Here is a 26,768-nt window from a genome sequence, read left to right as displayed (position 1 = left end):
GCCCACCGAGCTTTGCGAGGTCATCTCGGTGACGTCGGCGATCGAGCCCAGGTGCCGCTCCAGCGGGCTGGCCACGCTGGTGGCGACGGTTTCCGGGCTTGCGCCCGGCAGCGTCGCCTGCACCGAGATGGTCGGAAAGTCCACCTGTGGCAGCGGCGCCACCGGCAGCTTCGTGAACGCGAACAGACCGGCCAGCGCGATGCCCAGCGCCAGCAGCGTGGTCGCGACCGGGCGCGAAATGAAAGGGCGCGAGAGATTCATCGCATCAATGCTCCGCGTCGGACGAAGGTGCCTGCGGCGAAGGCGGGGTTGGCGGGGTTGGGTGCGATCCGTCGCCGCCAAAGCGCTTGCGCATGCGCGCCGCGAGCGAGTCGAACGCCAGATAGATCACCGGCGTCGTGAACAGCGTGAGCGCCTGCGACACGATCAGACCGCCCGCGATGGCGATACCCAGCGGCCGCCGCAATACGGAACCCGCGCCGGTGCCGAGCATCAGCGGCAGCGCGCCCAGCAGTGCCGCCATCGTCGTCATCATGATCGGGCGGAAACGCAGCAGACAGGCCTGATAGATCGCCTCGCGCGGCGGCTTGCCCTCGTTGCGTTCGGCATCCAGCGCGAAGTCGATCATCATGATCGCGTTCTTTTTGACGATACCGATCAGGAGCACGATGCCAATGATGCCGATGATGTCGAGATCATGCCCGGTGATCATCAGCGCCAGCAGCGCACCGATCCCCGCCGAGGGCAGCGTCGAGAGAATCGTGATCGGATGCACGAAGCTTTCGTACAGCACGCCCAGCACGATATACATCGTCACGATGGCCGCGAGAATCAAGAACAGCTCGTTCGACAGCGATGCCTGGAACGCCAGCGCCGCGCCCTGGAAGCGCGTCTGGAACGACCCCGGCAGGGCGATGTCCTGCTCGGCCTGCTGGATCGCCTTGACCGCCGCACCCAGCGACGCGCCCGGCGCCAGGTTGAACGAGACGGTGGTGGCCGGGAACTGCGAGAGGTGCGAGACCAGCAGCGGCGCGGGCCGCTCGTGGAACTTCGCGATGGCCGACAGCGGCACCTGGCCCGTGGTCGAAGTCGAGGAGGGCAGGTAGATCGAGTTCAGCGAATCGGTGTAGTGCTGCATCACCGGATCGGCTTCCAGGATCACGCGGTACTGGTTCGACTGCGTGAAGATCGTCGAGATGATGCGCTGGCCGTAGGCGTCGTAGAGCGCGTTGTCGACGGTGGCGGGCGTGATGCCGTAACGCGCCGCGCTCGCGCGGTCGATCTCGATGAACACCGACGAGCCCTGATCCTGCAGATCGGTTGCCACGTCGGCGAGTTCGGGCACTTGCTGCAGGCGGCTCACGAGCCTGGGCACCCAGGTCGTGAAGTCCTGGATGTTGGGCGTGGTCAGCATGAACTGGTACTGCGTGGGGCTCACGGTGGAGTCGATCGTCAGATCCTGCACCGGCTGCATGAAGAGCGTCGCGCCCGGCACGTGCGAAGTCGAGCGCTGCAGATCGCGGATGATCTCGCTGGCCGTTTCGCTGCGGTCGTCGCGCGGCTTCAGGTTGATGAGCATGCGCCCGCTATTAAGCGTGATGTTCGAACCATCCACGCCGATAAACGAGGTGAGGCTCTCCACGTTGTCGTTCTTGAGGATCTCGTCGGCGAGCGCCTGCTGGCGTTCGGCCATCGACGCATACGAGACCGACTGCGGCGCCTGCGTGATCGCCTGGATCACGCCCGTGTCCTGCACCGGGAAGAAGCCTTTGGGCACTACCACGTAGAGAAAGCCCGTGAGCACCAGTGTGATCGCGAACACCACCATCGTGAGGCGCTGGCGCGCCAGCACCCATTCGAGCGCGACGCCGTAGCGGCCGATGATGTAGTCGAAGAACGCATGCACGCGCGTCTCGAAGCGGCGGCTTTCGGTGGGCGGCGTGTGGCGCAGCATCTTCGCGCACATCATCGGCACCAGCGTGAGCGAGACGATCGCCGAAATCACGATGGTCACGGCCAGCGTGATGGCGAATTCGTGGAACAGACGCCCGACCACGTCGCCCATGAAGAGCAGCGGGATCAGCACGGCAATCAGCGAAACCGTCAGCGAGATGATGGTGAAGCCGATCTGCTTCGAGCCCTTGAGCGCGGCTTCGAGCGGCGATTCGCCGTCCTCCACGTAGCGCGCGATGTTCTCGATCATGACGATGGCGTCATCCACCACGAAGCCGGTGGCGATGGTCAGCGCCATCAGCGAGAGGTTGTCGAGCGAGAAGCCGCACAGATACATCACCGCGAGCGTGCCGATCAGCGAGAGCGGCACCGAGAGACTCGGAATGATGGTCGCGTAAATGTTGGCGAGGAACAGGTACATCACCAGCACGACCAGCACCACCGACATCAGCAGCTCGAACTGCACGTCGCGCACCGAGGCGCGGATCGTGGTGGTCCGGTCGGTGACGATCTGCACGTCGAGCGACTGCGGCAGCGATTCCTGCAACTGCGGCAGCAGCGCCTTGATGTTGTCCACCACCTGGATCACGTTCGCGCCGGGCTGGCGCTGCACGTTCAGGATGATCGCGGGCGTGTCGTCGACCCACGCGCCGAGCTTGGTGTTCTCCGCGCCCTGCACGATGTTGGCGACATCGGTGAGCATCACGGGACGGCCGTTGCGATAGGCGATCACGGCGTCCTTGTAGGCGTCGGCGTCGGTGAGCTGGTCGTTGGCGTTGATCGTGTAGGCGCGCGTCGGGCCGTCGAAGTTGCCCTTCGGCGTGTTGACGTTGAGGTTGGAAATGCTGGTGCGCAGGTCGTCCAGATTCAGGCCATAGGCCGCGAGCGCGCGCGGGTTCGCCTGGATGCGCACGGCCGGGCGCTGGCCGCCCGACAGGCTCACCAGACCCACGCCCGCCACCTGCGAGATCTTTTGCGCCAGGCGCGTATCGGCCAGATCCTGGATCTGCGTGAGCGGCAGCGTTTTCGAAGTGATCGCGAGCGTGAGGATCGGCGCGTCGGCCGGGTTGACCTTGGCGTAGATCGGCGGCGCGGGCAGGTCCGAGGGCAACAGGTTGCCGGCTGCGTTGATGGCGGCCTGGACTTCCTGTTCGGCGATGTCGAGCGGCAGGTCGAGGCTGAACTGCAGCGTGATGACCGAGGCGCCCGCCGAGCTTTGCGACGACATCTGGTTAAGCGACGGCATCTGCCCGAACTGGCGCTCGAGCGGCGCGGTCACGGAGGACGTCATCACGTCCGGGCTCGCGCCCGGATAGAAGGTCTGCACCTGGATGGTCGGATAATCGACTTCAGGCAGCGCGGACAGCGGCAAGAAGCGCAGGGCGACGAGGCCGACCAGCATGATCGCCGCCATGAGCAGCGCCGTGCCGACCGGCCGCAGGATAAAAGCGCGGGACGGATTCATGCGGCTTATTGGCCCGAAGTCTCAGAGGCGTGGCGGCGATGGTGGTGCGCACCCGAGGCGCCCGATGCACCCGATGCGGCGCCGGCCCACGAAGCGCCCGATGCACCCTTCGCGCCCGAGGCGTGCTTCGGATGCTCGGCGGGAATCGTGATCTTCGCGCCTTCGCGCAGACGGTCCGAACCGTCGATCACGACGCGCTCGCCCACCGCGAGACCCGAGGCGATGCTGGTGCGCTCGGCATCGACCGGGCCGACCTTGATGACCCGCACCGTCACGGTGTTATCGGGCTTCACCACGTACACGTACTGGCCCTGCGAGCCGTTGAGCACGGCTGAGGTCGGCACGATCACGGCGTTGTGGATCGTATCGACCAGCAGTCGTGCATTGACGAACTGGTTCGGGAACAGCGACTCGTCCTTGTTGGCGAAGCTCGCGCGCAGCTTGACGGTGCCGGTGGTCGTGTCGATCTGGTTGTCGATGGTCTGCACGAAGCCATTTTCGAGCAGCGTGGTGTTGCTGCGGTCGTAGGCGGCCACAGACATTTTGGTGCCCGCGTGCAGTTGCTTCATGATCGGCGGCAGATTGTCTTCCGAGGTCGTGAAGATCACGCTGATGGGCTGCAACTGCGTGAGCACCACGAGACCGTTGGTGTCGCCGGGCGTCACGTAGTTGCCCGGATCGACCTGGCGCAGACCCACGCGGCCCGACACCGGCGCAGTCACGCGCGCGTAGGTGAGATCGAGCTTGTAGGTATCGATATTGGCCTGATCGGACTTGACGGTGCCTTCGTACTGCTTGACGAGCGAGGCCTGTGTGTCGACCTGCTGGCTCGCGATCGAGTCCTGCGCGAGCAGCGTCTGGTAGCGCTTGAGATCGAGGCGCGCGGTAGCGAGCAGCGCCTGGTCGCGCGCGAGCTGGCCTTCGGCGTTGGCGAGCGAAATCTGATAGGGGCGCGGGTCGATCTGGGCAAGCACGTCGCCCTTGTTGACCATCTGGCCTTCCTGGAAGTTGACGCTTTGCAGCGTGCCCGATAGTTGCGTGCGCACCGTGACGTCGGCCAGCGGCGTGACCGTGCCGAGCGCGGTGATGACGATGGGCATGTCGCCGGCCTTTGCCGTGGCCACGCTCACCGGCTGCGGCATGTTGGCGAGCGCGCCGGGGCCGCCGCGTCCCATGTGACGGCCGCCGCCGCTCGCAGCGTTGGGTGCGCCCGCACCGTTCGGGTTGCGGTTCCACGGCTGCCAGCGCAGCAGCACGATGGCGGCGACGATCAACACGACTGCAATCGCAATCAGCTTGCCGCGACTCTTGCGCGGCGCCGCTGCGCCCGTGGCGGGCGACGGCGGCGTGTCTCGACGAGGGGAATCCGGGCGCTTTTCTTGTTGATCCATCGGTCAGGTCGGTTGCGAGTAACGGTGACAGTGACGTGCGTAGGGACGTGCTTGTCGGTTGAGCGGTCTGGCGCGCGCAAGCATCAGGCGAAGGCGGCGGGTGCGGCCACGCTTGCCGATGCTACGCGAGATGCGCGCAAGCTTGATGTCAGGTGGCGGCGGGCGGCCCCGATGTGGCTGGCTGGCCTGATAGGGCGGCCTGGCGGTGGGCGGCGGCGTTGCGCAGGCACGCTTGGGGCAGGCACGCACGGGCTCGTTGCCGATACTGCCCGTGCGCCTTCCTGTTGTGCGCCAGGTCAGCCGGCATGGCGCAACGCCAGCGCATGCACTTGCGTGGGCGTACGAATGAGCGACCAGCAACTGACCGGAGACTGACTGACGCCTTACCAGCGGCTCACGCCACCTGAAAGGCATGATGCTACGTTGCCCCGTTTGTTACCGTCCAGTGCTGATTCTTTCGAGGCGTTACGGAGGTTACAGGTCGTATCCGCGTCGTGTAAGAAATTGGACGATTTAATGTAGGGACAAGGGGTGAAGGGCGTCAGTGGCCGGATCTGGGTTCAGCGCGAATGCGGCGCGGGCCGAATCGATGCGGGCAGGCATGCCGTACCGCCGATTTCCTCGGCGATACGCTCGACGCATTCGCGCAGCAGCGGCACGGCATGCGCCACCAGCCAGTCGCGCGGACACTGCTGGGCGGCGCCGCCGCAATTGATGGCGTAAAGCTCGCCGTTAGCCCCGGCAAACGCGCCGGCGATGGCGTTCAGGCCTTCGTACCATTCGCCGATCGCCATGCCGTAGCCCTGGATCGCCGTTTCCGCGAGCGCGGCGTCGAGACGGCTGCTGACAAAGCCCCAGTCGTTGCCGGCGGCGGCCTGCAGGGCCGTGGTCAGTTCGGCGCGCGAGTCCGTGTCGAGCGCCACCAGATAGGCGCGGCCCACGGCCGTGCGGCTCATGTCGATGCGCGAGCCCACTTCGAGACGCGAGACCAGCACGGCGGAGCGCGGCCGGATCGCGTCGATCACCACCATGTCCAGCCGGTCGCGCACGGCCAGGTGCACCGAGAGCGCGGTGCGTTCGGCAAGGCGGGTCAGAAAGGGACGGGCGCGCTCGCGCAGGTCGGCGTTGCGCAGGAAGCCGCTCGACAGCTCAAGCACCGACGACGTCAGCACGAAGCGTTCGCTGTCGGGCATGCGGGCCAGAAAACCGGTCGAGACGAGCGTGCCTGTCAGGCGCGAGAGCGTCGCTTTCGGAATGCCGGTAAGCTCCGTCAGTTCTCGATTGCCAAGCGGCGTTTCAGCGGCGGCGATGGCGCGCAGGACCGTCAGGCCGCGCGCCAGCGCGGTGACTTCGTCGGCGCTGCCGTCTTTGGAGTCCCGCGCCGCGTCGCTGCGGGAAGGGGAGTTGGAGGTCATCGGCAAAGCTCTCAGGTGTGGTTGTTGGTTTGTCGTATTGTTTTGCGTGTTTTCTGGAACACTATTTCAACTTTTATTGCGTGGCATGCAATCTAGATGCACGCGAGGGACCTGGCCAAGTCCCGTTGTACAGCCCATCCATCCGATGAAAGCCAAGCGGCATGGGGAAAGGCGGGCCACATCGTTATGTGGAAAACATAATCTGTTATGTTTGATAGTTCGCGTAATCTGGTTAGATTTTGCTTGACTTAGTCAGCAGATGGGTAAAAAATGGAATCTAATTTCGACAGGATCTGAAATCCTGGCAACGGTCAACGGTTCTGCACCAATGTTGCGCGTTGTTACGGTTTCGGCGGTCATGGCGCAGTCGTATGGCAAGGGTTTGAATCCACTCGATGACGTTTTAAAGCATCGGCCTGAACCCCGGACCTCGCGAACCTTGCGGGGTTTTTAAGTGTCTCGGGTTATGCATAACGCATAAATTGCGATTCCCCACTACGATTGGCTGCCGGCCCCATCCAGCGGTCGAATACCGGCTCTCAGGTTCTAGCACGGCCCTCGGAATGGCTAGAACTTTTCAAAGCGTCACGTTCACACGTGGCGCTTTTTTTTCGCTGTGCGCTGGCGCACACCGTCCCGTAATTCTGCTGGCGATTGCGCTCGTTATCCTCTTCAGCGAGGACCGTCGGCGAGCTTTGGCGTACCATCGCCGCATACCCGTTCGATGGAGCGGCACATGTTATCCGAAGACGAGCTGTCCTTGCTGGAAGCGATACGCGAAAGCGGCAGTCTGTCGCGTGCCGCGGCGCGCCTGAACAAGGCCCCGTCCACGGTGTCGCATGCGGCGCGGCAACTCGAAGCCCGCTTCGACGCGCTGCTGTTCGACCGGCGCAACTACCGCCTGCAACTCACGCCCGCCGGGCAACTACTCGCCGATGAAGCGGGGCGGCTGATGCAGGACGTCGCGCGCATGACGCAGCGCGTGCGCCAGGTCGCCAACGGCTGGGAAGACCGCCTCTGGATCGTCACGGACGAAATCCTCGAATTCGAATTGCTGATGCCGGTCGTGCGCGATTTCGACGCGCTCGAATCGGGCGTCCGGCTGCGCTTTACGCACGAGGTGCTGGCGGGCACCTGGGAAGCGCTGCGCGACGGCCGCGCCGATCTGATCGTGGGCGCTACCAACGAACCGCCCGCCATTGCCGGTCTGCACTGGTTCGAACTGGGCGTGATGGAGTGGGTGTTCGCGGTGGCCTCGCGCCATCCACTGGCCGGCGCCGCTGGGCCGCTCACGCGCGAGCGCATCCTTGCCGAACGCGGCGTGGCCGTCGCCGATTCTTCGCGCCACACGCCTGGGCGCGCTTACGGGCTGCTGGGCGGGCAGGACGTGCTGGCGGTGCCGTCGATGCGCGCCAAGATCCTCGCGCAACGCGACGGCCTGGGCGTGGGCTGGGTGCCGCGCGAGCGCGCCGCGAAGCTGCTGGCCAGCGGCGAACTGGTCGAGAAAGAAACCTCCAGCCCGCGCGAGCCGAACGTGCTCTACGTGGCCTGGCGCGCCGAGCGGCCGGGCCGCGCGCTGCAATGGTGGATCGACCGGCTGCGCGAACCGCGCCTTGCGAGCCGTCTTGTGAAAGGCATCGAAGTCAGCGCCTGAGGCTGTTTCGCCAACACGTTCGAAGAATTCGAACATGGCCGCCAGGCACTTTGTACGGCAACGCCCGGCGATCCCGGCACCATGACGTTACGGTCCAGCACGGACCCCCCTTCCAAACCGGAGAAACGTCATGAATCGCTTTGCCAACAAAACTGTCCTCGTCACCGGCGGCACCAGCGGCATCGGTCTTGCCACTGCGCAGGCCTATGCAGCCGAAGGCGCACGCGTGATCGTCACGGGTCGCGACGAAACCGCGCTCGACGCCGCGCGCAAGATTCTGGGCGGCCACGCGCTGGCGTACCGCAACGACGCCGCCTCGCCGGCCGACTCGCGCGCATTGGCCGCCGCGCTGCAGGAAGAGGGCGTGCGCCTCGACGCCGTTTTCATCAACGCCGGCGTGGCGAAGTTCGCGCCGTTCGATCAGGTCGACGAGGCGCTCTGGGACCAGAGCTTCGACATCAACGTGAAGGGCGCGTATTTCCAGATTCAGGCGCTGCTGCCGCTGCTGAACGTGGGTGCTTCAATCGTCCTCAACGGTTCGATCAACGCGCATATCGGCATGCCGTCGTCGTCGGTTTATGCGGCGACCAAGGCGGCGCTGGTCTCGTTTGCAAAGACGCTCTCGGCTGAACTGCTGCCGCGCGGCGTGCGCGTGAATGTCGTCAGCCCCGGCCCGGTGACCACGCCGCTGCACGGCAAGATCGGCATGGACGACGCGACGAAAGAAGCGCTCGCAGCCCAGATTCCGCTCGGACGCTTCGGCACGGCGGCCGAACTGGCCTCGACGGTACTGCATTTGAGTGCGGCGGAATCGGCGTTCATCGTCGGCACCGAGATCATCGTCGACGGCGGGATGAGCCAGCTTTGATCGTGGCGCGAGCGCAATAAAAAAGGCGCGGGCGGTGAAAACCGCGCGCGCCTTTTGCGTGACAGCCAGGCAATATCGGTCGATCAGGACACCGATTCGCGCTCCGGCGTCGCCGTGATCCGGTGGATCGACAGGTCGGCGCCGTTGTACTCGTCTTCCTGATCGATGCGCAGGCCCACGGTCATGCGCAGCACGCCATAGACCACGAAGCCGCCAACCGAGGCCATCACGATGCCGGCCAGCGTGCCGACGATCTGCGCGCCCAGCGACACGCCGCCAATGCCGCCCAGCCAGCGCGCGCCGAAAATCCCCGCCGCGATGCCGCCCCAGGCGCCGCACAGACCGTGCAGCGGCCACACGCCGAGCACGTCGTCGATGCGCCAGCGGTTCTGCACGCAGGTGAACATATAGACGAACAGCACGCCCGCCACCGCGCCCGTCGCCAGCGCGCCGAGCGGATGCATGATGTCCGAGCCAGCACACACGGCCACCAGCCCGGCAAGCGGCCCGTTGTAGGTGAAGCCCGGGTCGTTGCGCCCCGCGAGCCACGCCGAGAGTGTGCCGCCCACCATTGCCATCAGCGAATTGACGGCGACGAGGCCGCTGATCTTGTCGATGGTCTGCGCGCTCATGACGTTAAAGCCGAACCAGCCCACCGCGAGCACCCACGCGCCCAGCGCGAGAAACGGAATGCTCGAAGGCGGGTGCGCGGAAATGCGGCCATCGCGCGAATAGCGGCCATGGCGCGCGCCGAGCAGCAGCACGGCCGGCAGCGCGACCCAGCCGCCGAACGCATGCACGACCACCGAGCCGGCGAAGTCGTGGAAGGGCACGCCGAACACGTGGGTGATCGCGTCCTCGAAACCGAGACGGTTGTTCCAGACCATGCCTTCGAAGAACGGGTAGATGAAGCCCGTGATCGCGAAGGTGGCGAACAGTTGCGGGTTGAATTTCGAGCGCTCGGCAATGCCGCCCGAGACGATCGCCGGAATCGCCGCCGCAAAGGTCAGCAGGAAGAAGAACCGCACCAGCTGATAGCCGTTGTGCTCGGCGAGCAGCGTCGCTGGCGAAAAGAACTGCACGCCATAGGCGATCGTGTAGCCGATGAAAAAATACGCGATCGTCGAGACCGAGAAGTCCACGAGGATCTTCACGAGCGCGTTGACCTGATTCTTCTTGCGCACCGTGCCGAGTTCGAGGAACGCGAAGCCTGCGTGCATCGCCAGCACCATGGCGGCGCCGAGCAGCAGAAATAGCGTGTCGGTGCCGGTTTTGAGATTGTCCATCCTTGCGTCCTGCGTATGCCCTAAAGGAGCGCGGTATGAGCAAGATATGGGCCAGGTATGCGCCAGCATGGTGAGCGACGCGTGGCGATCAGGCATTTTGACGGTGCGTGCTTGCACCGGCGCGGCACCACACAGCTAGATCCATGCGCCGATGTCGGGCGCGAGTGTCATGCTGGTGCGCGTACCACACGGTGCGCGTGAGCACAATTGCAGTGCCTGCGCGCAATGCTGGTGAAGCGCCGCGCCAGAATGGGGCGATTTATTCGTTTTACCTTTCTTTATCAATGGGTTGTCGGCAATTCGAAATAATCGGAAGGCCGAAATTGACGGCGTTTTCTGGACGCCGCTCAGCCGGGCGATTACGCGCAGCCGCCTGCCATACTGGCCGCACGCGGGGCGCAAACGCCGACATAATGGCGAATCGACATTTTTCGCCGTCCGGACGCTCCGAACCGCCACTCAATGCGCCTCACCACCAAAGGGCTGTTGCTGATCGCGATCCCCGCCGTTTTCGAGTTGAGCTTGCTGTCGGCCATCGTCAAGGCCGAGGCCGACGCGGAAGCCGCCGAGCGCATGGGACAGCACAGCCAGGAAGTGCTGGCGCAGGCGGGGCGCGTGCTGGAGCCGGTACTGGTCGAGTCGGTCCGGCTGCGCGGCGCGGTGGCCGCAAGCGCCGCGAGTTTTTCGACGCCCGTGGCGACCTGGATGGACGTGGACCGCCGCATCGACCGGCTCGTCGATCTCGTCTCCGACAATCCCTCGCAGGTCGCGCGCGCCGTGCAGATCCGCCAGGCGGTGCAGAGCTACCGGCAGTGGTCGGATCGCATCCAGGATCTGCTGCACTCGGGACGCCGCGCCGATCTCATCGAGCGTTTTCGCACCTTTACCGACTTCGATGTGCTCGATCGCGTGCGTACCCAGGTCAGCTCGTTCCAGACCGAGGAACGGCGCCTCGACGTGATGCGTGTGAGCGCCGCCGAGCAGGCGCGCGCGCAGCAGCAGACGCTTGTGATGACCGCCGTGATCGGCTCGATCATGCTGGTGGCGCTGGCGGTGTGGCTGTTCACGCGCGGCGTGCGTGGGCGGCTCGACGCGCTTTCCGATAACGCCGGGCGCCTCGCAGGCAACGAACCGCTTGCGCCACTCGCCAGCGGCAACGACGAAATTGCCAGGCTCGACCTCACGCTGCACCAGATCAGCCTGCGCCTCGTGGAAGCCGAACGGCTGCGGCTAGGCTTTCAGGCGGATCTGGCGCGCCGCGCCGAGCAACTGGTGTCGATCAACGAGAATCTGCGCCAGCAGACCCAGGAAAACGAGATGTTCATCCATAGTGTGTCGCACGACCTGCGCGCGCCTTTGGTGAACCTGCAGGGGTTCTCGCGCGAACTCACGCACGCCTGCGACGATCTGCGCGAACAGGTGGCGCGCTCGTCGCTGTCGGCCGAGGCGCGCGAGCGTGTCGAGCGCGTCATCAACGAGGATATTTCCGAGGCCTTGCGCTATCTGCAGACGGCCGTGTTGCGCGCGTCGCACATCATCGACGCGTTGCTGCGCCTGGCGCGCGTGGGGCGGGTGGAGTACCGGCGTCAGCGCGTGAATGTGCAGGAGCTGGTGCAGCGCGTGGTCGATGCGATGCACGCCTCGGTGCGCGCACGCCAGGCGCAGGTCAGCGTGCGCACGTTGCCGCCGGTGTGGGGCGACCCGACGGCGCTCGAACAGATTTTCGCGAACCTGATCGGCAACGCGCTCAACTATCTCGATCCGTCGCGCGAGGGGCGGGTGGAAATCGGCACGGCCAACGCGCCGCCGGGCGTGGAGTCACTGCAGATCTTCTATGTCCGCGACAACGGGCTGGGGATTCCTGCGGTCGCGTTGCCGCGCCTCTTTCAGGCGTTCCAGCGCATGCATGGCAATGTCGCGCCGGGCGAGGGCATTGGTCTGGCGCTGGTGCGGCGTATGGTCGAGCGGCACGGCGGCCGCGTGTGGGTGGAATCGGCCGAGGGCGAAGGCACGACGTTTTATCTTTCGCTGCCCGACGCCCTGGCGATCGTGCCGCCCGCTCCGGGCGAAGCCGCGGCGCTCATGGCCGCGCACGAGCGCGAATTGCGAGGCGGCGATGCCGACGAGGGCGCGGAGCTTGCGGTGATGAGCGCGGTGCCGCTTCCTGCGGCGCCGCTGACCATGCCGCCTACGGGCGCATTGCCGACGGCCTTACCGTAAGGCAACCAGCACGCGGGTTCAACATGCGGAATTAACGCGTGGAATTAACAGGCAAAGAGCCGGCGTTGCTTGATTAGCTGATGCCCGCGCACGGACCACAGGCAGCCCATCACGGCGAGCACGATCACGACGACCAGTGCGCCGCGCACGCTCAGCCAGGGCGCGACCGGAATGTCGCCCGGCGCGGCGAAGGTGCGCTGCAGCGTGACCAGCGCGGCCCACAGCGCAATCGCGGCCTGAATCAGCAGACGCCGGCCACGCATATGACGCGCGCGCTCGGTCGAGGTGCCGCGGCGGCTCGAATGCCGGCAAAAGAAAGCGATGGCCATCAAGACAATCGCGAGAAGAACAACCCAGTCCGTGAGCGCCATCGCAATACACTCCAGCAATTTGACAATATGTAAAAAAGCTATTGTCGGGAGTGCAGATCGATATCGGCATCAGAGGGGTCCTAATTTCTCTCCCATTTACGTTAAATCAGGTTAAAGATTGTCAGAAGGCGCGCGCTCATGGCGAAGCGCGCGCATGCTGCAAACTTTACGGCTCGATGCGCGTGCCGAGCAGCACGAGGAACTGGCGCAGCCATTCGGGATGTGCGGGCCAGGCCGGTGCGGTGACGAAGGGCGCGTCGGTCACGGCGCTGTCGATGGCGATATCGGCATATTCGCCGCCCGCGAGACGCACTTCGGGCGCGCAGGCCGGATACGCCGAAATGCGCTTGCCGCGAATCACCTCGGCGGCGGCGAGCAGCTGGGCCGCGTGGCAGATGGCAGCGATGGGTTTGTTCGCGCCCGCGAAGTATTGAACGATTTCGATGACCTTCGGATTCAGGCGCAGATATTCGGGCGCGCGGCCACCAGCGATGGCAAGCGCGTCATAGCTCTTCGGATCGATCTCGTCGAAGCTGGCGTTGAGGGCGAACTGGTGGCCCGGCTTTTCGGTGTAGGTCTGGTCGCCTTCGAAGTCGTGGATCGCGGTCTTGATGCGCTCGCCGGACTTCTTGCCGGGACACACGGCATCCACCTTGTGGCCGATGGCCTGAAGTGCCTGAAACGGCACCATCGTTTCGTAGTCTTCGGCAAAGTCGCCCGTGAGGAAGAGGATCTTCTTGACTGCCATCGCTTGACTCCTGGTTGAGATGGTGGAACGGTTATTGCGCTTTCGGAGTCTACTCCAGCATGATTGACGATTTCACGAACCCGCCCGCGGATTGCGCTACGGCCAACGATCGGCCGCCCGGTGCCATCGCCTGGCGCAGCTACGCGCCGGGCCGCGATGCGCAACCGCTCGCCGCGCTGTTTCGCTCGGCGATACTCACGCTTGCTGCATCGCACTACGATGCGACGCAGCGTGCGGCATGGGCTTCGGGCGCGGACGACCTCGAAGCGTTCGATGCACGCCTGAGGCGTGGCGTGACGCTCGTGGCGCAATGCGGAGCAGAGTACGCCGCGTTTGGACAGCTCTTTCCGTGCGATCACGTCGAGATGCTGTATGTCGCGCCAGCATGGGCGCGGCGAGGGCTGGCGTCTGCGCTGATTGCGCGTCTGGAGGCGATCGCGCGCGACGCGCAGGCCATGACGCTCGACACCGATGCCAGCGCGCTCGCGCGGCCCGTGTTCGAGCGGGCAGGATTTTCTCTGGTGGCGCAGGAAACGGTGCGGCGCGGCAGCGTATCATTGCCGCGTTTCCATCTTTGCAAGCCGCTTAATGAGGTTTCTCTGGCGGTGTCTTTTTAGGATGACCATGTCTTTGAAGTTATCGAAACGATGGGCAGGCGTACCGGTGCTGGTGTGCGCCGCGCTCGCCGTGGCTGGCTGCGACAAGCAGAATGCCTCGGCGCCCGACCTCAGCAAGCAATCGGCCGACGCCGTGCAGCAGGCCGCGCAAAACGCAGCGAGCCAGGCCGCCGCGCAGGCGGCGCAGACGCTTAACAAGGCGGCGAGCTTCGTGAACCAGCAACTCGGCGCGGCGCAACAGAAGCTCGACGAAACCGCTTCGCAAACCCAGGCGCAGATCCAGTCGAAGAGCGATAGCGCGAGTGCCGCGATTGCCAGCGGCGCGGACAGCGCGAATGCCTCCAGCGACGAACTGGCTTCGCAGGCGCGCGGCCAGTGGCGCGATGCGGCCAGCGCCGCGCACGCGTTGCTCGGCAATGCCGCAGCGGCGACCGGCACGGGCCTGTCGCTGGCAGGGCGCTCATTGCAGCGCTGGGCCGCAAGCGATGCCCCGACGGCCAGCGCGCCCTCGGGTTCGAGCCAGTGAGCGAGCGATCCGGCGAGCAATTCACCCAACCTCGCCTGTCGCGTGCAAAGGGCGCGACCGTAGCGACGCGCTTGACGAAGAAAATTAATGTATCTATGACGGTTACACTTTAATGCTTACACTCTTTGCCGCCGTGCAGTCAGCGGCCGATGTGTCGTGAATACGAGCAGCCGTTTCGCCTTTGCCGTCCATGTGCTCGCGCTGCTGGCGCTGCAGGAAGGCGCGCCGCTGTCCTCGGAGATGATCGCGGGCAGCGTGAACACCAATCCCGCGCTGATCCGGCGGCTTTTGACGATGCTCGCCAATGCGGGCCTCACGGCGTCGCAACTGGGCGCGGGCGGCGGGGCGCTGCTGGCGCGCGAGCCGCAGACGATCACGCTGCTGGACGTGTATCGCGCGGTGGACGATGCGCAGCTTTTCGCCATGCATCGCGAGGAACCGAATCCGGCCTGTATGGTGGGGCGGCATATCCAGGTTTCGCTGCGCGGCATCATCGACGATGCGCAGCGTGCGATGGAGGCGTCGCTGGCCGCGCGCACGCTCGACCAGGTCGTCGATGAAATGGGGCGCCGAGAGCGCAAGCTCGAACGTAGCAAGAACACACGCGCTGCAACTGGCGCACGCTGAATTTAACGAAGCGAAGCATGTAACGAATCACGCAACAACCGACGGGGCGCTGCCCCGTTTTTTGAACCCTTAAATGTAACTATTGTGGTTACATAAATTTTCGACCAGGAGTCAGGAAATGAGCAAGTCGCTGAAGATCGCCCTGTTTGGCGCAACCGGTATGGTCGGTTCGCGCATCGCCGCCGAGGCGGCACGCCGTGGCCACCACGTGAGCGCATTCGTGCGCCAGCCCGAGCGCGTCGCGGCGGGCGCGAACGTGCAGGCCGCCAAGGCCGATCTGCTCGACGCCGCGCAGGTGGCGTCGGCTGTGCGCGGGCATGATGTGGTCGCGAGCGCCTACGCGCCGCCGATGAGCCAACTCGACGATCTGCAGACCGCAACCCGCGCGCTGGTCGAAGGCACCCGCGCAGCGGGCCTGACGCGCCTGGTCGTGGTGGGCGGCGCAGGTTCGCTCGAAGTAGCGCCGGCCAAGCAACTCGTCGATACCGAAGGCTTCCCCGATGCGTACAAGCCGATCGCGCTCGCGCACCGCATCGCGCTCGGTTATTACCGCACGGTCGCGGATCTCGACTGGACCTTCTTCGCTCCCGCCGCGTTGATCGCGCCGGGCGAGCGCACCGGCACCTTCCGCACCGGCGCGAACGCGCTGATTGCCGACGCGAAGGGCGACAGCCGCATTTCCGCCGAGGACTACGCGATCGCCTTCGTGGACGAACTGGAGCAGGGCCGCTTTATTCGTCAGGTCGCCACCGTCGCTTATTGAGTAACCGGCTATCGTCTGACGCGCCTCAAGGGCGCTTGCATTCGCTTGCAATTTCTTCAGACTGGCGCGGGCCGTCCCGCACGCGACTGCGGCTACACTGGAACGTCCTGATTTCACCCCTACGTCCATGAAGCCATGTTTCGGACGGGACGGAGCGCTCGCGCAGGCGTGCGCTTTGCGTTCCGGGCCGCTCGCGCGGGCCTCAAGCCTCACCCGGCACGTGTGCCAACGCCTGGTCGTGCTGGTCGTGTGGCTCGCGCTGGGCTGGGGTGCGCTGGTCTGCACCTCGGCGCTGGCGGCCGGTCCCGGCGCCGCTGCGGTGCCGGTCCTGCCCGCGCTGCAAAGCCTCATCACCGGCGCGCCCGCGAGCGCATCGGGCGCCTCCGCGGCGGATGCGGCCTCCGCGCCGTCGCCAGCCAGTCAGGCCGAATTCAACCGCTCGCTCGACAGCGTGATCTCCACGCTCGACAACGAGCGTCAGCGCAATGCACTCGTCTCCCAGCTCAAGAAGTTACGCAACGTCTCGCCGAACGTCGCGCCCGCGCCTGCCTCGGGCGTGGCGGCGGTCACCTCAGGCCTGCTCGGCGCGATCGCCTCGGGGCTGGCTTCGGTCGAAAGCGATGCGCGCCACGGCAGTAGCCCTTTGCACTATTGGGGCGGCCGCTTCAGCGCGGCCGGCGTGGAGATTTACGCGCTCGCCTCGGGCGGCGAGGGCGAAAGCCCCGGGCGCATCGTCTTCGACATGATCGCCATGCTGGCGGGCTGGGGCGCCTGCGCGGCCGTTCTGCGCTGGCTCGAGCGCCGCATGCTGCGCCGCTTCGACGTCAATACGGGGCTGCGGCCCAATCCCACCACGATCGAACTGCTGGTGTTCGTACTACATCGCGTCGCGCCGTGGATCGTCGCGTTTGTCGGCGCGCTCGTGGTCGACCGTGCGCTGCCGCCGGCGCTCGGGCGCACGCTTGGCGTGGTGATCGCCTACGCAATCGTCGCGGGGGCGGTGTTCTCGTCGATCTGTCTGATCATGTTTTCGCTGTTCGGCGCGGGGCATCGGCGCGTTGCCGTGCGCATCGTGATCCGCGATGCGCGACGCCTGCTATGGGCCATCGGCGTGTGCGCCGCGCTGGGCGACGCCGCCACCAACTACGAGGTCGCGCATCAGCTCGGCGTGAGTCTGTCGTCACTGGTGTCGACCTTTGCGAACATGACGGCCGCCGTGCTCACCGCCGCATTCGCCATCGGCTTCCGGCGACCGGTCGCCCATCTGATCCGCAACCGCAGCTACCAGTTGCGCCACGATCACAAGGCGCTCACCGAAGTCTTCGACGTGCTCGCCTCACTCTGGCAACTGCCGATGCTGCTGCTCGCCGCCGCCTCGATCACGGCGACGCTAGGCGGCCTGAGCAGCAACGAGAACGTGCTGCAGATTTCAGTTGTCACGGCGCTGCTGCTGGTGCTCGCGTTCTTTCTGTCGGCGGTGGTGCTGCGCATTACGCGGCCCGACCCCACGCGCGTGCGTCGGCGCTCGCCGTATTTGCGACGGCTGCTGCGCTTCGTCGGCACGCTGCTCGTACTGTTCATCTGGCTCGCTTATTTCGAGTCGTGCGCACGGCTCTGGGACATTTCGCTGGCGCGCATCATCGAAGCCAGCGTCGCTGCGCGCGGCATCGCCCACGCGATCTTCGCGATTCTGGCAACCGTGTTCCTCGCGTGGCTCGTGTGGATCCTGATCGATACGGCGATCCTCGAAGCGCTCAATCCGAGCGGTCCGCGCACCAAGGGCCGCGCGCCCAGCACGCGCGCACGCACCATGCTGCCGCTCGTGCGCAATGCGCTGCTGGTGTCGATACTGACGATCGCGGGCATCGTCACGGCGGCCAATCTGGGTATCAACGTGACGCCGCTGCTGGCGGGCGCGGGCGTGATTGGCCTTGCGATCGGCTTTGGCGCGCAGTCGCTCGTGACCGACCTGATCACGGGCCTTTTCATCATCATCGAGGAAACCATCTCGGTGGGCGACTGGATCGATCTCGACAACGGCCACGCGGGCACCGTCGAGCATCTGTCGATTCGCACCGTGCGGCTGCGCGACGGCCAGGGCGCGATTCATTCGATTCCGTTTTCGCAGATCAAGATCGTGAAGAACCTGTCACGCGATTTTGCGTTTGCGGTGTTCGAAGTGCGCGTGCCGTTTGCCGTCGATCTGGATACGGTCACGCGCATCATCCGCGAAACCGGCGCGGAACTGGTTGCCGATTTCCGCTACCGGCGCGAGATTCTGGGGCCCGTGGAAATCTGGGGCCTTGATCGTTTCGATCCGAACTGGATGGTTGTGAAAGGGCAGATCAAGACACGACCGCTGCAGCAGTGGAGCGTGGCGCGAGCCTTCAATGCGCGTCTGAAGCGGCATATGGACGAGGCGGGCATCGAGATACCGGTGCCGCAGATGCAGGTGCATATGTCGTCGCGCAGCGGCGACGCGGCGCAGCCTGAACCTCAGGTCGAAGAAGAAACCGTGGCGCCGTCCGGGCCGGAAGATGCGCTGACTCGCGCCGTAACGCGCGACGCCTCGCACGAACCGCGTCCGGCACCGCCGCCGACGGGCAGCCCCGAAGGTGCGCCGCCGCAGATTCCCACTGCCGGGCGCAACTGAGTTCGATCTAGCAACGATACGGACTGCGAAGCAGTGTGGAATCAGGCGGCGTGCAGTGTCACGAGCGGCACGATGTCGTTGACGTCCGTGGCGATTTTCTCGGCTGATACGCCGTAGACATGCAGCGATACGCATGGCCCGGTACCCGCGCCCACGTCACGCGAAAGCCGATGAATACCCGAGCGCCCGCGGCCGCCGAACGAAACCGCGCCGGCATTGCGCGCGTGCGAGCGCAGCACGATGACGCCGTTGCGCGACGTGTCCCATCGATAAAGCGTTTCGGTCAACGTACCTTCCAGCACTGAGTAGCCGCACCAGGTGTGATGCGCGTGGATGGGGCTGGCCTGGCCCGGCAGCCAGACCAGCGCGGCAACCGCATAACGCCCCTGCGGGCAGGCGGCGATCAGGTGCCGCTGGTAACGCGTGGCGCAGCCTTCGCGCTGCGCGGGCGTGACCAGCGCGGGATCGGCCTGGGCGCGGGCGAGCGCCGCACGCATGTCACGCGCGAAGACCGGGCAGCGGGAGGGATCCTCAGGCGTGCGACAAGCGGCGAAAGCGGCGTCGAGCGCAGCGCATAGCCGTGCCACGGCGGCTTCGTGGTCCGCGGCGGCGGCCAGCAGGCGGGCAGGATTGGTAGGGGCGTTCATGGTTTTTCTCGTTGAGCTTGTCCACCCAGAGAGTTATAGCCGCTCGTACCGAGAAAGATGTTCCATTCTTATTTACGAATGCGGCGTAAGATAGAAGAAATTTCTACGGTACGGGGTGGCGGGGAATGGATATCATCGACAGAAAGCTCGTGGAGCTATTGCAGCAGGATGCGACCATGCCGGTCGCGGAACTGGCGCAGCGCGTCAATCTCTCGCAGACGCCGTGCTGGAAACGCGTGCAGCGCCTCAAGGAAACCGGTGTGATCCGCGCGCAGGTGGCCTTGTGCGACCCGAAGAAACTGGGTGTGGGCACGACGGTGTTTGTGAACGTGCGCACCAATCAGCACACCGAGGCCTGGGCGCAGACCTTCACGCGCGCGGTGCAGGACATCCCCGAGATCGTCGAGTGCTATCGCATGAGCGGCGAGACCGACTATCTGCTGCGCGTGGTGGTGTCGGATATCGACGACTTCGACCGCGTCTACAAGCAACTGATCCGCTCGGTGCCGCTGTTCGACGTGAGTTCGAGTTTCGCGATGGAGCAGATCAAGTATTCGACGGCGATGCCGGTGCGGGGCACCTGAGACCGAAAAGACGGCGCGCTGTGATACCCGCTATCAGTTGAATCGTGCTCGAACCGCAAGCCGTCTGCAAGGCGTCGCGGCGTAGAATGCCCGTTCTTTCTCCATTGCCGGCAGGCCACGATCCATGAACGATACGCGCAAGAAGAACCCCACCTTTGGCGTTGGCGTGATGATCGTGGTGGTGGTGCTGATTGTGATCGGCACGGTGCTGTTCAATGCGCTGCGCAGCAAGCGCGAGTACGACGCTACGGTCGGCGCGCAGGCCACCCAGACTTCCGGGGCTTCGGGCGTCGCCGCGAGTGCGCCGTCTGCGAGCAACGCGGGACAATAGGTCGCAATAAGCCGCAGTAAGGCGGGGCAGCGCGCCCCGCGTTCACTCCTCGGGCAGCCGGATCAGGCTCGCGTCCTTGCGAATCAGCCACGATGCCGCGAGCATCTGCTTGCACTGGTGCGCAAGCATCTTCAGATCCTGCACAAGGTCGCTCGCCGCGCCGAGTGCGCGTTCCGCCTCCACCACTAGCGTGTCGAGTTCGCGCGTCATGCGGCGCGTGATCTCGATCTGGTCCTCGGGCACGGGCGTGCCCGCTTCGGCGGCGACGAGGTTCTCGCGCACGCCATTCAACGCCTGTTCGAGCGCGTCGAGCTTGACGGCGGGCGTGAGTTGATCGGCAGTGGCGGCGCTGCGCAACAGCGGCGCGACCGCCGTGATCTGCGAGGCCAGCACGTGGCTGCGCACCAGCAGATCGTTGAGTTCGGGCACGAACTTCTGCGCCGACTTTGGTTCGAGCATCATGCGCTGGAACGCCTGACCAAGGTTCGCAAAAGCGACGTGCACGTTCTTGCGCGCAAGGCGGTAACGGAAGTCGCGCGCGAGCGACGGCACGGCGGAGCCGGCGCTCGTGGCTTGCGGGCTGGCTTGCGAGGCGGCCTGCGCGTTGGTTTGTGAGTTGCCAGGCGCCGCCAGCTGCGCATTAGCCTGCGCCGATACCTTCGCGCCAACGGCGGCAACCGGCCCCGGCGGCGAGGTCGTCCCTGCCGCGCCTTCAAGCGCGAGCGCTTCCTGTTCCTCGCTCACCTGCGTGGCTTGCGCCGGTACGCGCGCCGCCGCTTCGGTCAGCATCGGTCCGGCGAAGGCCGGCTGCGGGTTGCTCGCGCGGCCGCTCCACCACCAGCTCGCCTCCAGATAGCCGCGCGTCGCGGCGATCATGTCGTGCACGAGCTTGCCCATCAGCCGGTATTCCCAATACGGGAACAAATGGCTCGCGCCGATTGCGATCATGCAGCCCACCACGGTGTCGATCGCGCGCTCGCCGATAATGCGCATGCTGCCCGGTGCGAGCAGATGGAACATCAGCAGCACATACGCCGAAGTGAATACGACGCTTGCCGTGTAGTTAAAGAGCAGCAGGCTGTAGCTCATCACCATCGCCGCGAACATCGACACCAGCAGCACCAGCGGTTGCTTCACCAGCAGGATCAGCGCGATGCTGGCCACGCAGCCGATCAGCGTGCCGACGATACGTTGCGCGTTGCGCTGGCGCGTGAGCGAGTAGCCGGGCTTCAGGATGATGATGGTCGTCATCACGATCCAGTAGGCGTTGGTGAGCGGCAAAAGCCGCCCGAGCCAGAAGCCCGCGGCCACCGCGATCGTCACGCGCAGCGCGTGCCGAAAGCTCGGCGAGGCCATGGTGAGATTCGAGAAAATCTGCAGCCAGGAGACGCGCCGGTTGGTTACGAAGCGCGTGAGGGCTTCGTCGATGCGCAGTTCGGTTTCGGTGGTCGGCACTTCGCTGGCGAGACTGCGGCGCATGCGGTCGATCAGGCGCGTGGCACTCCAGATGCGCCGGAACGAGGCCGAGATCGCGGCGTAGGCCTCGGGGTCTTTGGTGGGCAGATCGCGCCGCTTGAGCATTTCGAGTTCGAACTCGATGGCGCGCAGTTCGGCTTTCACGTTGACGTTGGCGCGCGGCGCTTCGTTCTGCAGCACGGCGAGACCAATGTCCTCAAGATCCGCCGCCGCCTTGCGGATCAGATCGCGATAGAACACCAGCAGATCGGAGCCGCCGAAGGTATTGCGCACGAGCGGGTAATCGGTGTGTGCGCCCACGAACAGTTCGTGCAGATCGACCGTGTTGATGAACAGATTGAAGTGCATGGCGCGGCGCGCGTCGATGCGTCCGCTTCTGAGCTTGGGCAGATTGCGCAGCACGATGTCGCGCGCCGCGTCCTGGCGCTCGACCGCCGCGATCTGTTTGGCGACGAGGTTGCGGTAACAGTCGTCCAGATCGTTGTCGAGATCGAAAAACTGCGCGCGTGCGAGCAGATAGTCGGCACAGGCGAACACGCTTTCCGCGAGCGCCTGCTGTTCGATGCGATCGAGCATCAGACGGCTCACGAGCGTCGACCAGCCCGTGTACCAGAGCCCGCCCAGCAGGATCCACGCGGCGTTGACGAGCGCCTGGTGCGGCGTGAAATGCTCTTCGAGCGTCATCACCATCATGAACAGCGTGGCGAAGCTGATCTGCGGCCAGCGGTTGCCGTAGACGACGATCAGCGAGAGCACGAAGGTGAGCGGAACGACCGTGGCCCAAAGGGCGATCGGACTGAAGGTGGCAAGACCCGTGGCGTACGCGGACAGAAAGCCGATCACGCTGCACGCGAGCATCTCGTTGCGCTTGTACTTGAGCGGGCCGGGCATGTCGACCACGCAGGCGCCGAGCGCGCCCGTGGAGATGGTGAAGCCCAGCTCGCTCTTGTCGAACACAAACAGGCACAGGATGGCCGGGAGTGAGATGCCGACCGCAATGCGCAGACCGCCGTAGAAGTACTGGCTATAAAGGAATTTCCTGATTTCTACGGAATAGCGCATCGACTGCCATGGTGTTCGGATGCGGCGATAAGCGCCGCGGACTGTGGCGCTGAGTTTAAATGATTTCGGGTGCGATCCGTCCGTCTCTGTATTCGGGGGTTTCCCGTGCGCGCACCGGCGTTGAGGACAGCGTTCTCAGCCCGCCGCGCCCCCCGACGGATCGGTGGTGCCCAGTGTCGATGCGTCGCCCAGCAGCCCATGCGTGCCGCGGATGCGGCGCATGCGCGTGCGATACCAGAAGGTCCACGCCAGCAGCGCGCCGAACATGCAATAGCCGAGGATCGGCGAGACGACCAGAAAGCGCTCGATCGGCCAGGTGGCGGCCAGATACGTGCGCAGCGACGCATCGGCGATCAGACCCGCGCCCCACACGAAGGTGAGCAGACGCATGGCGACGACGAAGCGGCGGTTCTCGCTCCAGAGCAGTTCGAGCCGCCCGACGCCCTCGCTCGTTTCGCGCGCGACCGTGGCGCGTGTGAGATAGAACACGATGGGCCGTCGCGCCAGCAGCGACAGCAGGAAGGTCACGCCGATCGCGCCGGTGGAGAAACTCTCGCGCATCAGCAGCGTGCGCGTGCCGCCGCCGAAAGCCATCGCGACCAGCGACAGCACGATGCCGAGCAGGATCACCGCCGAGAGCGCATCGACGCGCCGGAATCGTGCGAGTTCGACAATGGTCCACGCCAGCGGCGGGATCGCCGAGGCAATCAGGCCGCCAAGTTCGCCCCAGTAGGGCTGGGCGAGCCGGTACGCGACCCAGGGCAGCAGCAGATTGACCGCCAGTTCGGCGACGAATGCTGGACGCACTTTCATGGGATGCGCTCTCCATAAAAAGATGAACGAAGTATCGTTCAAGCGCGGCGCCTGGGCAAACCGGCCGTGGCGACGCGCCTGGAACGCGCTGAAAAGAAATCGTCTGCGCTGTTGCATCCGGCGTGCCCGGAGAGGCCGGCGGGTTGTGGTTTGTCAGGGCGCATATCGCGGCATGGCGCTTCATGCGACACTGCGAGGCTTCCATGCCCGATGCCTGCCACAGGCCGTTTTTAGCGATTTTTCAGCAGCCATGTCCGACCGCTTCTCCATCCCGCCGCATGAAGTCGAACTCGTCGCCGTGCGCGCGCAGGGCGCGGGCGGCCAGAACGTCAACAAGGTATCGAGCGCGATTCACTTGCGCTTCGATATTCGCGCCTCGTCGTTGCCCGAGGTCATCAAGATGCGCCTGCTCGCACTCGCCGACCGGCGCATCACGCACGAGGGCGTCGTCATCATCAAGTCGCAGGAATATCGCACCCAGGAACAGAACCGCACCGCTGCACTCGCGCGTCTCGACGCACTGATCGAAAGCGTGAGCGTGACGCGCAAGGCGCGGGTGGCGACGCGGCCCACGCGCGCGTCGAAGCTGCGCCGTCTCGACGGCAAGGCGCGTCGCGGCGAGATCAAGTCGGGGCGTCAGCGCGTGACGGACTAAGGAGAGCGCAAGGCGCGTTGAGGCAGCCGGGCAGGCTGCGCGCGACAGCAACGGTCGCGCGAGTGATGAAGCGGCGTCGGAGCGCGGCGCCGCCTGAAGCGTTCTTAATGCGTGGTATCGGGCACGTCGAGGATCAGGATGATGGTCCAGTCGGCGTCGCCTTCGTGGTGATACTGGCGCTCCGCGACGATGAACGGTTGCTGCTTGCCTTCCGGCCCGAGGAACAGCACGTCGCCTTCCATCGGGAGGCATTCGACCGGGGGCAGCGCGAGGAACGCCTCGGCGCCCTTGCCGCGCGGCATCAGCTTTTCGATCTTGCGGGATGCCGCTTCGGTCCATTCGATGTCGAGCTGGATGTTGCTCATGGATGTTTCTCCGCGCGAGTCGCGCACAAAAGTGGGGGATTTCGAGGTGCGCGACTTTAGCATAACCCGCGCGCGCGCCGCCCAGTGGGCGTTGGCGTGCAATCCTCGCCCGCTGTGTGCGGCGCAGATGAAAAAAGCCGAGGCCGGCTAGCGGCATCGGCTTTTCGGGCGTTCAGCAGGGCGTCCGGAGGACGCTGTGCCAGCGCGTGAGGGATCCGCTTACTGTTGCGCTTATTGATCCATCTTCGGCGGCGCCTTGTGATGCGGGTGGCCGCCTTTCTTGTGATGCTTCATCGGCGCTTCGGCCGGGGCTTCCGCCATGGCCTGCTGGCGTTGCTGCAGATCCTGCGCGCGCTGCTCGACGTCGGCGGCCTTGGCCGGATCGGTGCTCATCATGACGCCGTTGTCCGACTGTGCGTAAGCTGCGCCGGTCAGTGCGGACAGCGAAATCAGGACTGCGAGGGACACTTTTTTCATCACTACCTCCGAAGAGCGGTTTATGGACCCAGCTGGTGCCTGCCGAGCAGGATAAGGCACGTCATTCTAACGATCGTGGCATCGTTCCCGATGACGCGGCGTAAGGTTCGCAAGTGCGTTTTACAACTCCTTACATATCCTCGGATACATCCTGGCACATCTGACCCGATCACGACTGCGACATGCCCGCGAGCGGCTATCAGCCCGGTGAGTCTGATCGCTTCATGCGCTGCGCGTCAAAACCAGCCGAGCAGGACATAGACGTGAAATTGCGCAATCCCGATCAATTCGTGCAAGGCGGTTTCGGCGTTACGCAGATTGCCCAGTCGCGGCCACAGACCCGGGCGCACATGCCGTACCTCGGACACAGCCGGCACCGGATGCATGCCGAAGCGCTCGAAGTCGAGCATCGCGCGTGCCATGTGATACGCGGAGGTTACGACGAAGAGGGTATCCGCGCGTTGGGCGTGCACGATGGGCGCGACGTTGCGGGCGTTTTGCCAGGTCGTGAGGCTGGTGTTTTCGAGCACCAGATCGTCGCGCGCGATGCCCGCGCGCAGTAGCCACGGGGCATAGGTATCGGCTTCGCTCGCGCGGTGATGTTGCGGATTGCCGCCGCTCGCGATGACTTTGCAGGCAGCGCCGGTCGCGAGGCAGCGCGCCTGCAGCGCCGCCGAGAGCGCAATGCGCGCGTAGACGTCGTGTTGCGGGACGAGCGAGCCATTGGGCAGCACATCGGTGCCACCGCCCAGCATGACGATGGCGGTGCGCGCACCGAACGCGGCTGCCGTCGGCGCAGCGGGATTGTAGGGAGTGCGATACGCCGCGGGCTGCGCCAGGTCGAGCAGGGGTTTGGCAAGCCAGCCCGACGCCAGCAGCCAGAAGAAGATGACCGCCGTGACGGCGACCGACCGACGGGCGCGGCGCCACAGCACGAACAGCGCAAAAAATAGCGCAAATATTCCGAATAGAATCAATTTGAATGAGGTAACGTATTGTTTTCGGGATGAAGCGTGTCTCGTGCGCGTGAGCGGCAGGAACGCCGCCACGACGATCATGCCGGAAGCCACGGCCTCGCGCGGCGAGCGCTCCATGAGCGCTGCTGCTGTTGCGCGCGGCTCCCGACGCTTTCGCGGGGACCCGAATAACCTGCAGTCCGTGCCACGGCGCAGGATATCGGCAGGGCGCGTGGTTGACAGCCTCGGGCGGATCGCCCCGGGGATGACAGCTTCGCAGCGCTTGCCGACATTGCGCCGCAGCAGGCTCAATGGCAGCAGGACTGCATTTTAAGAAAGAAGTGAGATGACCACGTATTCCAACGAAGCAGTACTCGAAGCCTTGCGGCGGGTGCAGTATCGGCAGGTCCCGTGGGCGCGTAGTCCCAGAGTGTTCCAATATCTGCGTAACCTTGGCCTGATGGATACCGTCAGGCAGCGCACCGTCGCTCCCGCCCCGGGTTTTCATGCTCCCGTCGATATCGCCGTGCTGACCGATCGTGGCCGCGCTGAATTCGCGCGCCTGGCACGCGACGAGCGCACCCTCCAGTGGACCGACCAGCGCAGCGCCGACTATGTGGCCGAGTCGCTCGTGCAGTCGTCCGACGCCGCAGGCTCCACGACTTTATAGCCGGCCAAAAAAAAGCCCGTATCGGAAGATACGGGCTTACCGGAATTACTGCTGCCACGCTGTGCTTAATGGCAATAGATAGACCGCGCGCCTGCGCGGTGGTTCCCGCCATCGTCACGCCTTCGACATCTCATCGACACAGCGGCGGTGCGCCGTCTCCGTTCCCGCTCTCCGA

The 26,768-nt window shown here is 65.1% G+C and carries 25 protein-coding genes; 12 read left to right on the top strand and 13 right to left on the bottom strand.

The genetic code is table 11. From position 1 onward, the window contains the following. From VG320_RS18225 to VG320_RS18210, 4 genes are all read right to left on the bottom strand, one after another. The coding region (locus tag VG320_RS18225) for an efflux RND transporter permease subunit (protein ID WP_327201482.1) at positions 1-261 on the bottom strand (261 nt) is incomplete at its 3' end. 4 nt (positions 262-265) lie between these two features. Beyond that, complete coding sequence (locus VG320_RS18220) at positions 266-3,418, bottom strand: MdtB/MuxB family multidrug efflux RND transporter permease subunit (protein WP_327201481.1); 3,153 nt, start codon at positions 3,416-3,418, stop codon at positions 266-268. A gap of 5 nt (positions 3,419-3,423) precedes the next feature. Next, the gene (locus VG320_RS18215; protein ID WP_327201480.1) at positions 3,424-4,809 is read right to left on the bottom strand and encodes an MdtA/MuxA family multidrug efflux RND transporter periplasmic adaptor subunit; all 1,386 of its coding nucleotides are present in this window, start codon (positions 4,807-4,809) and stop codon (positions 3,424-3,426) included. 560 nt (positions 4,810-5,369) lie between these two features. Next, positions 5,370-6,224: an IclR family transcriptional regulator gene (locus VG320_RS18210; RefSeq protein WP_327201479.1), complete on the bottom strand. Its 855-nt coding sequence runs from the start codon at positions 6,222-6,224 to the stop codon at positions 5,370-5,372. Positions 6,225-6,960: 736 nt separating this feature from the next. On the opposite strand from VG320_RS18210, the gene VG320_RS18205 reads away from it, so the two are divergent. Continuing rightward, a complete protein-coding gene (locus tag VG320_RS18205; protein WP_327201478.1) occupies positions 6,961-7,878 on the top strand; it encodes a LysR substrate-binding domain-containing protein in 918 nt (305 codons plus the stop codon). Positions 7,879-8,008: 130 nt separating this feature from the next. Further along, the gene (locus VG320_RS18200) at positions 8,009-8,746 is read left to right on the top strand and encodes an SDR family oxidoreductase (RefSeq protein WP_327201477.1); all 738 of its coding nucleotides are present in this window, start codon (positions 8,009-8,011) and stop codon (positions 8,744-8,746) included. Between the two features lie 83 nt (positions 8,747-8,829). Here VG320_RS18200 and VG320_RS18195 read toward each other — a convergent pair whose 3' ends face one another. Further along, positions 8,830-10,032, bottom strand: coding sequence for an ammonium transporter (locus VG320_RS18195; protein WP_327201476.1), 1,203 nt, complete (start codon positions 10,030-10,032; stop codon positions 8,830-8,832). Positions 10,033-10,494: 462 nt separating this feature from the next. On the opposite strand from VG320_RS18195, the gene VG320_RS18190 reads away from it, so the two are divergent. After that, on the top strand, positions 10,495-12,252 hold the full coding sequence (locus VG320_RS18190; protein ID WP_327201475.1) for a sensor histidine kinase: 1,758 nt from the start codon (positions 10,495-10,497) through the stop codon (positions 12,250-12,252). Positions 12,253-12,296: 44 nt separating this feature from the next. Here the strand turns inward: VG320_RS18190 and VG320_RS18185 are convergent, their stop codons facing one another. After that, positions 12,297-12,623, bottom strand: coding sequence for a hypothetical protein (locus VG320_RS18185; RefSeq protein WP_327201474.1), 327 nt, complete (start codon positions 12,621-12,623; stop codon positions 12,297-12,299). A gap of 166 nt (positions 12,624-12,789) precedes the next feature. Beyond that, complete coding sequence (locus tag VG320_RS18180; protein ID WP_327201473.1) at positions 12,790-13,371, bottom strand: DJ-1/PfpI family protein; 582 nt, start codon at positions 13,369-13,371, stop codon at positions 12,790-12,792. A 59-nt stretch (positions 13,372-13,430) separates the two neighbouring features. Between VG320_RS18180 and VG320_RS18175 the strand changes: the two genes are divergently transcribed. The 5 genes from VG320_RS18175 to VG320_RS18155 all read left to right on the top strand — a co-directional run bounded on the left by VG320_RS18175 (position 13,431) and on the right by VG320_RS18155 (position 18,557). After that, positions 13,431-13,988 carry a GNAT family N-acetyltransferase gene (locus VG320_RS18175; RefSeq protein WP_327201472.1) on the top strand — a complete coding sequence of 186 codons (558 nt, stop codon included), beginning with the start codon at positions 13,431-13,433 and terminating at the stop codon, positions 13,986-13,988. A gap of 7 nt (positions 13,989-13,995) precedes the next feature. Further along, positions 13,996-14,514, top strand: coding sequence for a hypothetical protein (locus VG320_RS18170; RefSeq protein ID WP_327201471.1), 519 nt, complete (start codon positions 13,996-13,998; stop codon positions 14,512-14,514). 156 nt (positions 14,515-14,670) lie between these two features. Beyond that, entirely contained in the window at positions 14,671-15,141 is a 471-nt protein-coding gene (locus VG320_RS18165; protein ID WP_327201470.1) for an Rrf2 family transcriptional regulator, read from the top strand. Positions 15,142-15,259: 118 nt separating this feature from the next. Then, the gene (locus tag VG320_RS18160; RefSeq protein WP_327201469.1) at positions 15,260-15,904 is read left to right on the top strand and encodes an NAD(P)-dependent oxidoreductase; all 645 of its coding nucleotides are present in this window, start codon (positions 15,260-15,262) and stop codon (positions 15,902-15,904) included. A gap of 127 nt (positions 15,905-16,031) precedes the next feature. After that, complete coding sequence (locus VG320_RS18155) at positions 16,032-18,557, top strand: mechanosensitive ion channel family protein (RefSeq protein WP_414696069.1); 2,526 nt, start codon at positions 16,032-16,034, stop codon at positions 18,555-18,557. Between the two features lie 41 nt (positions 18,558-18,598). On the opposite strand, the gene VG320_RS18150 is transcribed toward VG320_RS18155, so the two are convergent. Next, positions 18,599-19,204, bottom strand: coding sequence for a cysteine dioxygenase family protein (locus tag VG320_RS18150; protein ID WP_327201468.1), 606 nt, complete (start codon positions 19,202-19,204; stop codon positions 18,599-18,601). A 125-nt stretch (positions 19,205-19,329) separates the two neighbouring features. On the opposite strand from VG320_RS18150, the gene VG320_RS18145 reads away from it, so the two are divergent. Both VG320_RS18145 and VG320_RS18140 read left to right on the top strand, forming a co-directional pair. Continuing rightward, complete coding sequence (locus tag VG320_RS18145) at positions 19,330-19,788, top strand: Lrp/AsnC family transcriptional regulator (RefSeq protein WP_027818230.1); 459 nt, start codon at positions 19,330-19,332, stop codon at positions 19,786-19,788. 124 nt (positions 19,789-19,912) lie between these two features. Beyond that, positions 19,913-20,119, top strand: coding sequence for a hypothetical protein (locus VG320_RS18140; RefSeq protein ID WP_327201467.1), 207 nt, complete (start codon positions 19,913-19,915; stop codon positions 20,117-20,119). Positions 20,120-20,161: 42 nt separating this feature from the next. Here VG320_RS18140 and VG320_RS18135 read toward each other — a convergent pair whose 3' ends face one another. Together VG320_RS18135 and VG320_RS18130 are read right to left on the bottom strand one after the other, a co-directional pair. Continuing rightward, the gene (locus VG320_RS18135) at positions 20,162-22,657 is read right to left on the bottom strand and encodes an FUSC family membrane protein (protein ID WP_327201466.1); all 2,496 of its coding nucleotides are present in this window, start codon (positions 22,655-22,657) and stop codon (positions 20,162-20,164) included. A 135-nt stretch (positions 22,658-22,792) separates the two neighbouring features. Next, entirely contained in the window at positions 22,793-23,470 is a 678-nt protein-coding gene (locus VG320_RS18130; protein WP_327201465.1) for a VC0807 family protein, read from the bottom strand. A gap of 250 nt (positions 23,471-23,720) precedes the next feature. Between VG320_RS18130 and arfB the strand changes: the two genes are divergently transcribed. Then, the gene (arfB, locus tag VG320_RS18125; RefSeq protein ID WP_327201464.1) at positions 23,721-24,125 is read left to right on the top strand and encodes an alternative ribosome rescue aminoacyl-tRNA hydrolase ArfB; all 405 of its coding nucleotides are present in this window, start codon (positions 23,721-23,723) and stop codon (positions 24,123-24,125) included. A 104-nt stretch (positions 24,126-24,229) separates the two neighbouring features. Here the strand turns inward: arfB and VG320_RS18120 are convergent, their stop codons facing one another. The 3 genes from VG320_RS18120 to VG320_RS18110 form a co-directional block, all read right to left on the bottom strand. Beyond that, the gene (locus VG320_RS18120) at positions 24,230-24,490 is read right to left on the bottom strand and encodes a DNA-binding protein (protein ID WP_103707501.1); all 261 of its coding nucleotides are present in this window, start codon (positions 24,488-24,490) and stop codon (positions 24,230-24,232) included. A 231-nt stretch (positions 24,491-24,721) separates the two neighbouring features. Further along, positions 24,722-24,967: a hypothetical protein gene (locus VG320_RS18115; RefSeq protein ID WP_327201463.1), complete on the bottom strand. Its 246-nt coding sequence runs from the start codon at positions 24,965-24,967 to the stop codon at positions 24,722-24,724. A gap of 236 nt (positions 24,968-25,203) precedes the next feature. Further along, complete coding sequence (locus VG320_RS18110; RefSeq protein ID WP_327201483.1) at positions 25,204-25,902, bottom strand: YdcF family protein; 699 nt, start codon at positions 25,900-25,902, stop codon at positions 25,204-25,206. Between the two features lie 367 nt (positions 25,903-26,269). On the opposite strand from VG320_RS18110, the gene VG320_RS18105 reads away from it, so the two are divergent. Continuing rightward, complete coding sequence (locus VG320_RS18105) at positions 26,270-26,593, top strand: hypothetical protein (RefSeq protein ID WP_327201462.1); 324 nt, start codon at positions 26,270-26,272, stop codon at positions 26,591-26,593. Positions 26,594-26,768: the final 175 nt, after the last annotated feature.

It is taken from the genome of Paraburkholderia sp., assembly GCF_035948235.1.
In the GTDB taxonomy this organism is placed as follows: Bacteria; Pseudomonadota; Gammaproteobacteria; order Burkholderiales; family Burkholderiaceae; genus Paraburkholderia.
This window is presented reverse-complemented; position numbering and strand designations above follow the sequence as displayed.

Coding starts and splice junctions, on each gene's coding strand:
- VG320_RS18175 (WP_327201472.1), top strand. CDS start 13,431: ATGATTGACGATTTCACGAACCCGCCCGCGGATTGCGCTACGGCCAAC.
- VG320_RS18180 (WP_327201473.1), bottom strand. CDS start 13,371: ATGGCAGTCAAGAAGATCCTCTTCCTCACGGGCGACTTTGCCGAAGAC.
- VG320_RS18160 (WP_327201469.1), top strand. CDS start 15,260: ATGAGCAAGTCGCTGAAGATCGCCCTGTTTGGCGCAACCGGTATGGTC.
- VG320_RS18195 (WP_327201476.1), bottom strand. CDS start 10,032: ATGGACAATCTCAAAACCGGCACCGACACGCTATTTCTGCTGCTCGGC.
- VG320_RS18205 (WP_327201478.1), top strand. CDS start 6,961: ATGTTATCCGAAGACGAGCTGTCCTTGCTGGAAGCGATACGCGAAAGC.
- VG320_RS18200 (WP_327201477.1), top strand. CDS start 8,009: ATGAATCGCTTTGCCAACAAAACTGTCCTCGTCACCGGCGGCACCAGC.
- VG320_RS18150 (WP_327201468.1), bottom strand. CDS start 19,204: ATGAACGCCCCTACCAATCCTGCCCGCCTGCTGGCCGCCGCCGCGGAC.
- VG320_RS18185 (WP_327201474.1), bottom strand. CDS start 12,623: ATGGCGCTCACGGACTGGGTTGTTCTTCTCGCGATTGTCTTGATGGCC.
- VG320_RS18190 (WP_327201475.1), top strand. CDS start 10,495: ATGCGCCTCACCACCAAAGGGCTGTTGCTGATCGCGATCCCCGCCGTT.
- VG320_RS18135 (WP_327201466.1), bottom strand. CDS start 22,657: ATGCGCTATTCCGTAGAAATCAGGAAATTCCTTTATAGCCAGTACTTC.
- VG320_RS18145 (WP_027818230.1), top strand. CDS start 19,330: ATGGATATCATCGACAGAAAGCTCGTGGAGCTATTGCAGCAGGATGCG.
- VG320_RS18215 (WP_327201480.1), bottom strand. CDS start 4,809: ATGGATCAACAAGAAAAGCGCCCGGATTCCCCTCGTCGAGACACGCCG.
- VG320_RS18140 (WP_327201467.1), top strand. CDS start 19,913: ATGAACGATACGCGCAAGAAGAACCCCACCTTTGGCGTTGGCGTGATG.
- VG320_RS18220 (WP_327201481.1), bottom strand. CDS start 3,418: ATGAATCCGTCCCGCGCTTTTATCCTGCGGCCGGTCGGCACGGCGCTG.
- VG320_RS18210 (WP_327201479.1), bottom strand. CDS start 6,224: ATGACCTCCAACTCCCCTTCCCGCAGCGACGCGGCGCGGGACTCCAAA.
- VG320_RS18115 (WP_327201463.1), bottom strand. CDS start 24,967: ATGAAAAAAGTGTCCCTCGCAGTCCTGATTTCGCTGTCCGCACTGACC.
- arfB (WP_327201464.1), top strand. CDS start 23,721: ATGTCCGACCGCTTCTCCATCCCGCCGCATGAAGTCGAACTCGTCGCC.
- VG320_RS18170 (WP_327201471.1), top strand. CDS start 13,996: ATGTCTTTGAAGTTATCGAAACGATGGGCAGGCGTACCGGTGCTGGTG.
- VG320_RS18105 (WP_327201462.1), top strand. CDS start 26,270: ATGACCACGTATTCCAACGAAGCAGTACTCGAAGCCTTGCGGCGGGTG.
- VG320_RS18120 (WP_103707501.1), bottom strand. CDS start 24,490: ATGAGCAACATCCAGCTCGACATCGAATGGACCGAAGCGGCATCCCGC.
- VG320_RS18155 (WP_414696069.1), top strand. CDS start 16,032: ATGAAGCCATGTTTCGGACGGGACGGAGCGCTCGCGCAGGCGTGCGCT.
- VG320_RS18130 (WP_327201465.1), bottom strand. CDS start 23,470: ATGAAAGTGCGTCCAGCATTCGTCGCCGAACTGGCGGTCAATCTGCTG.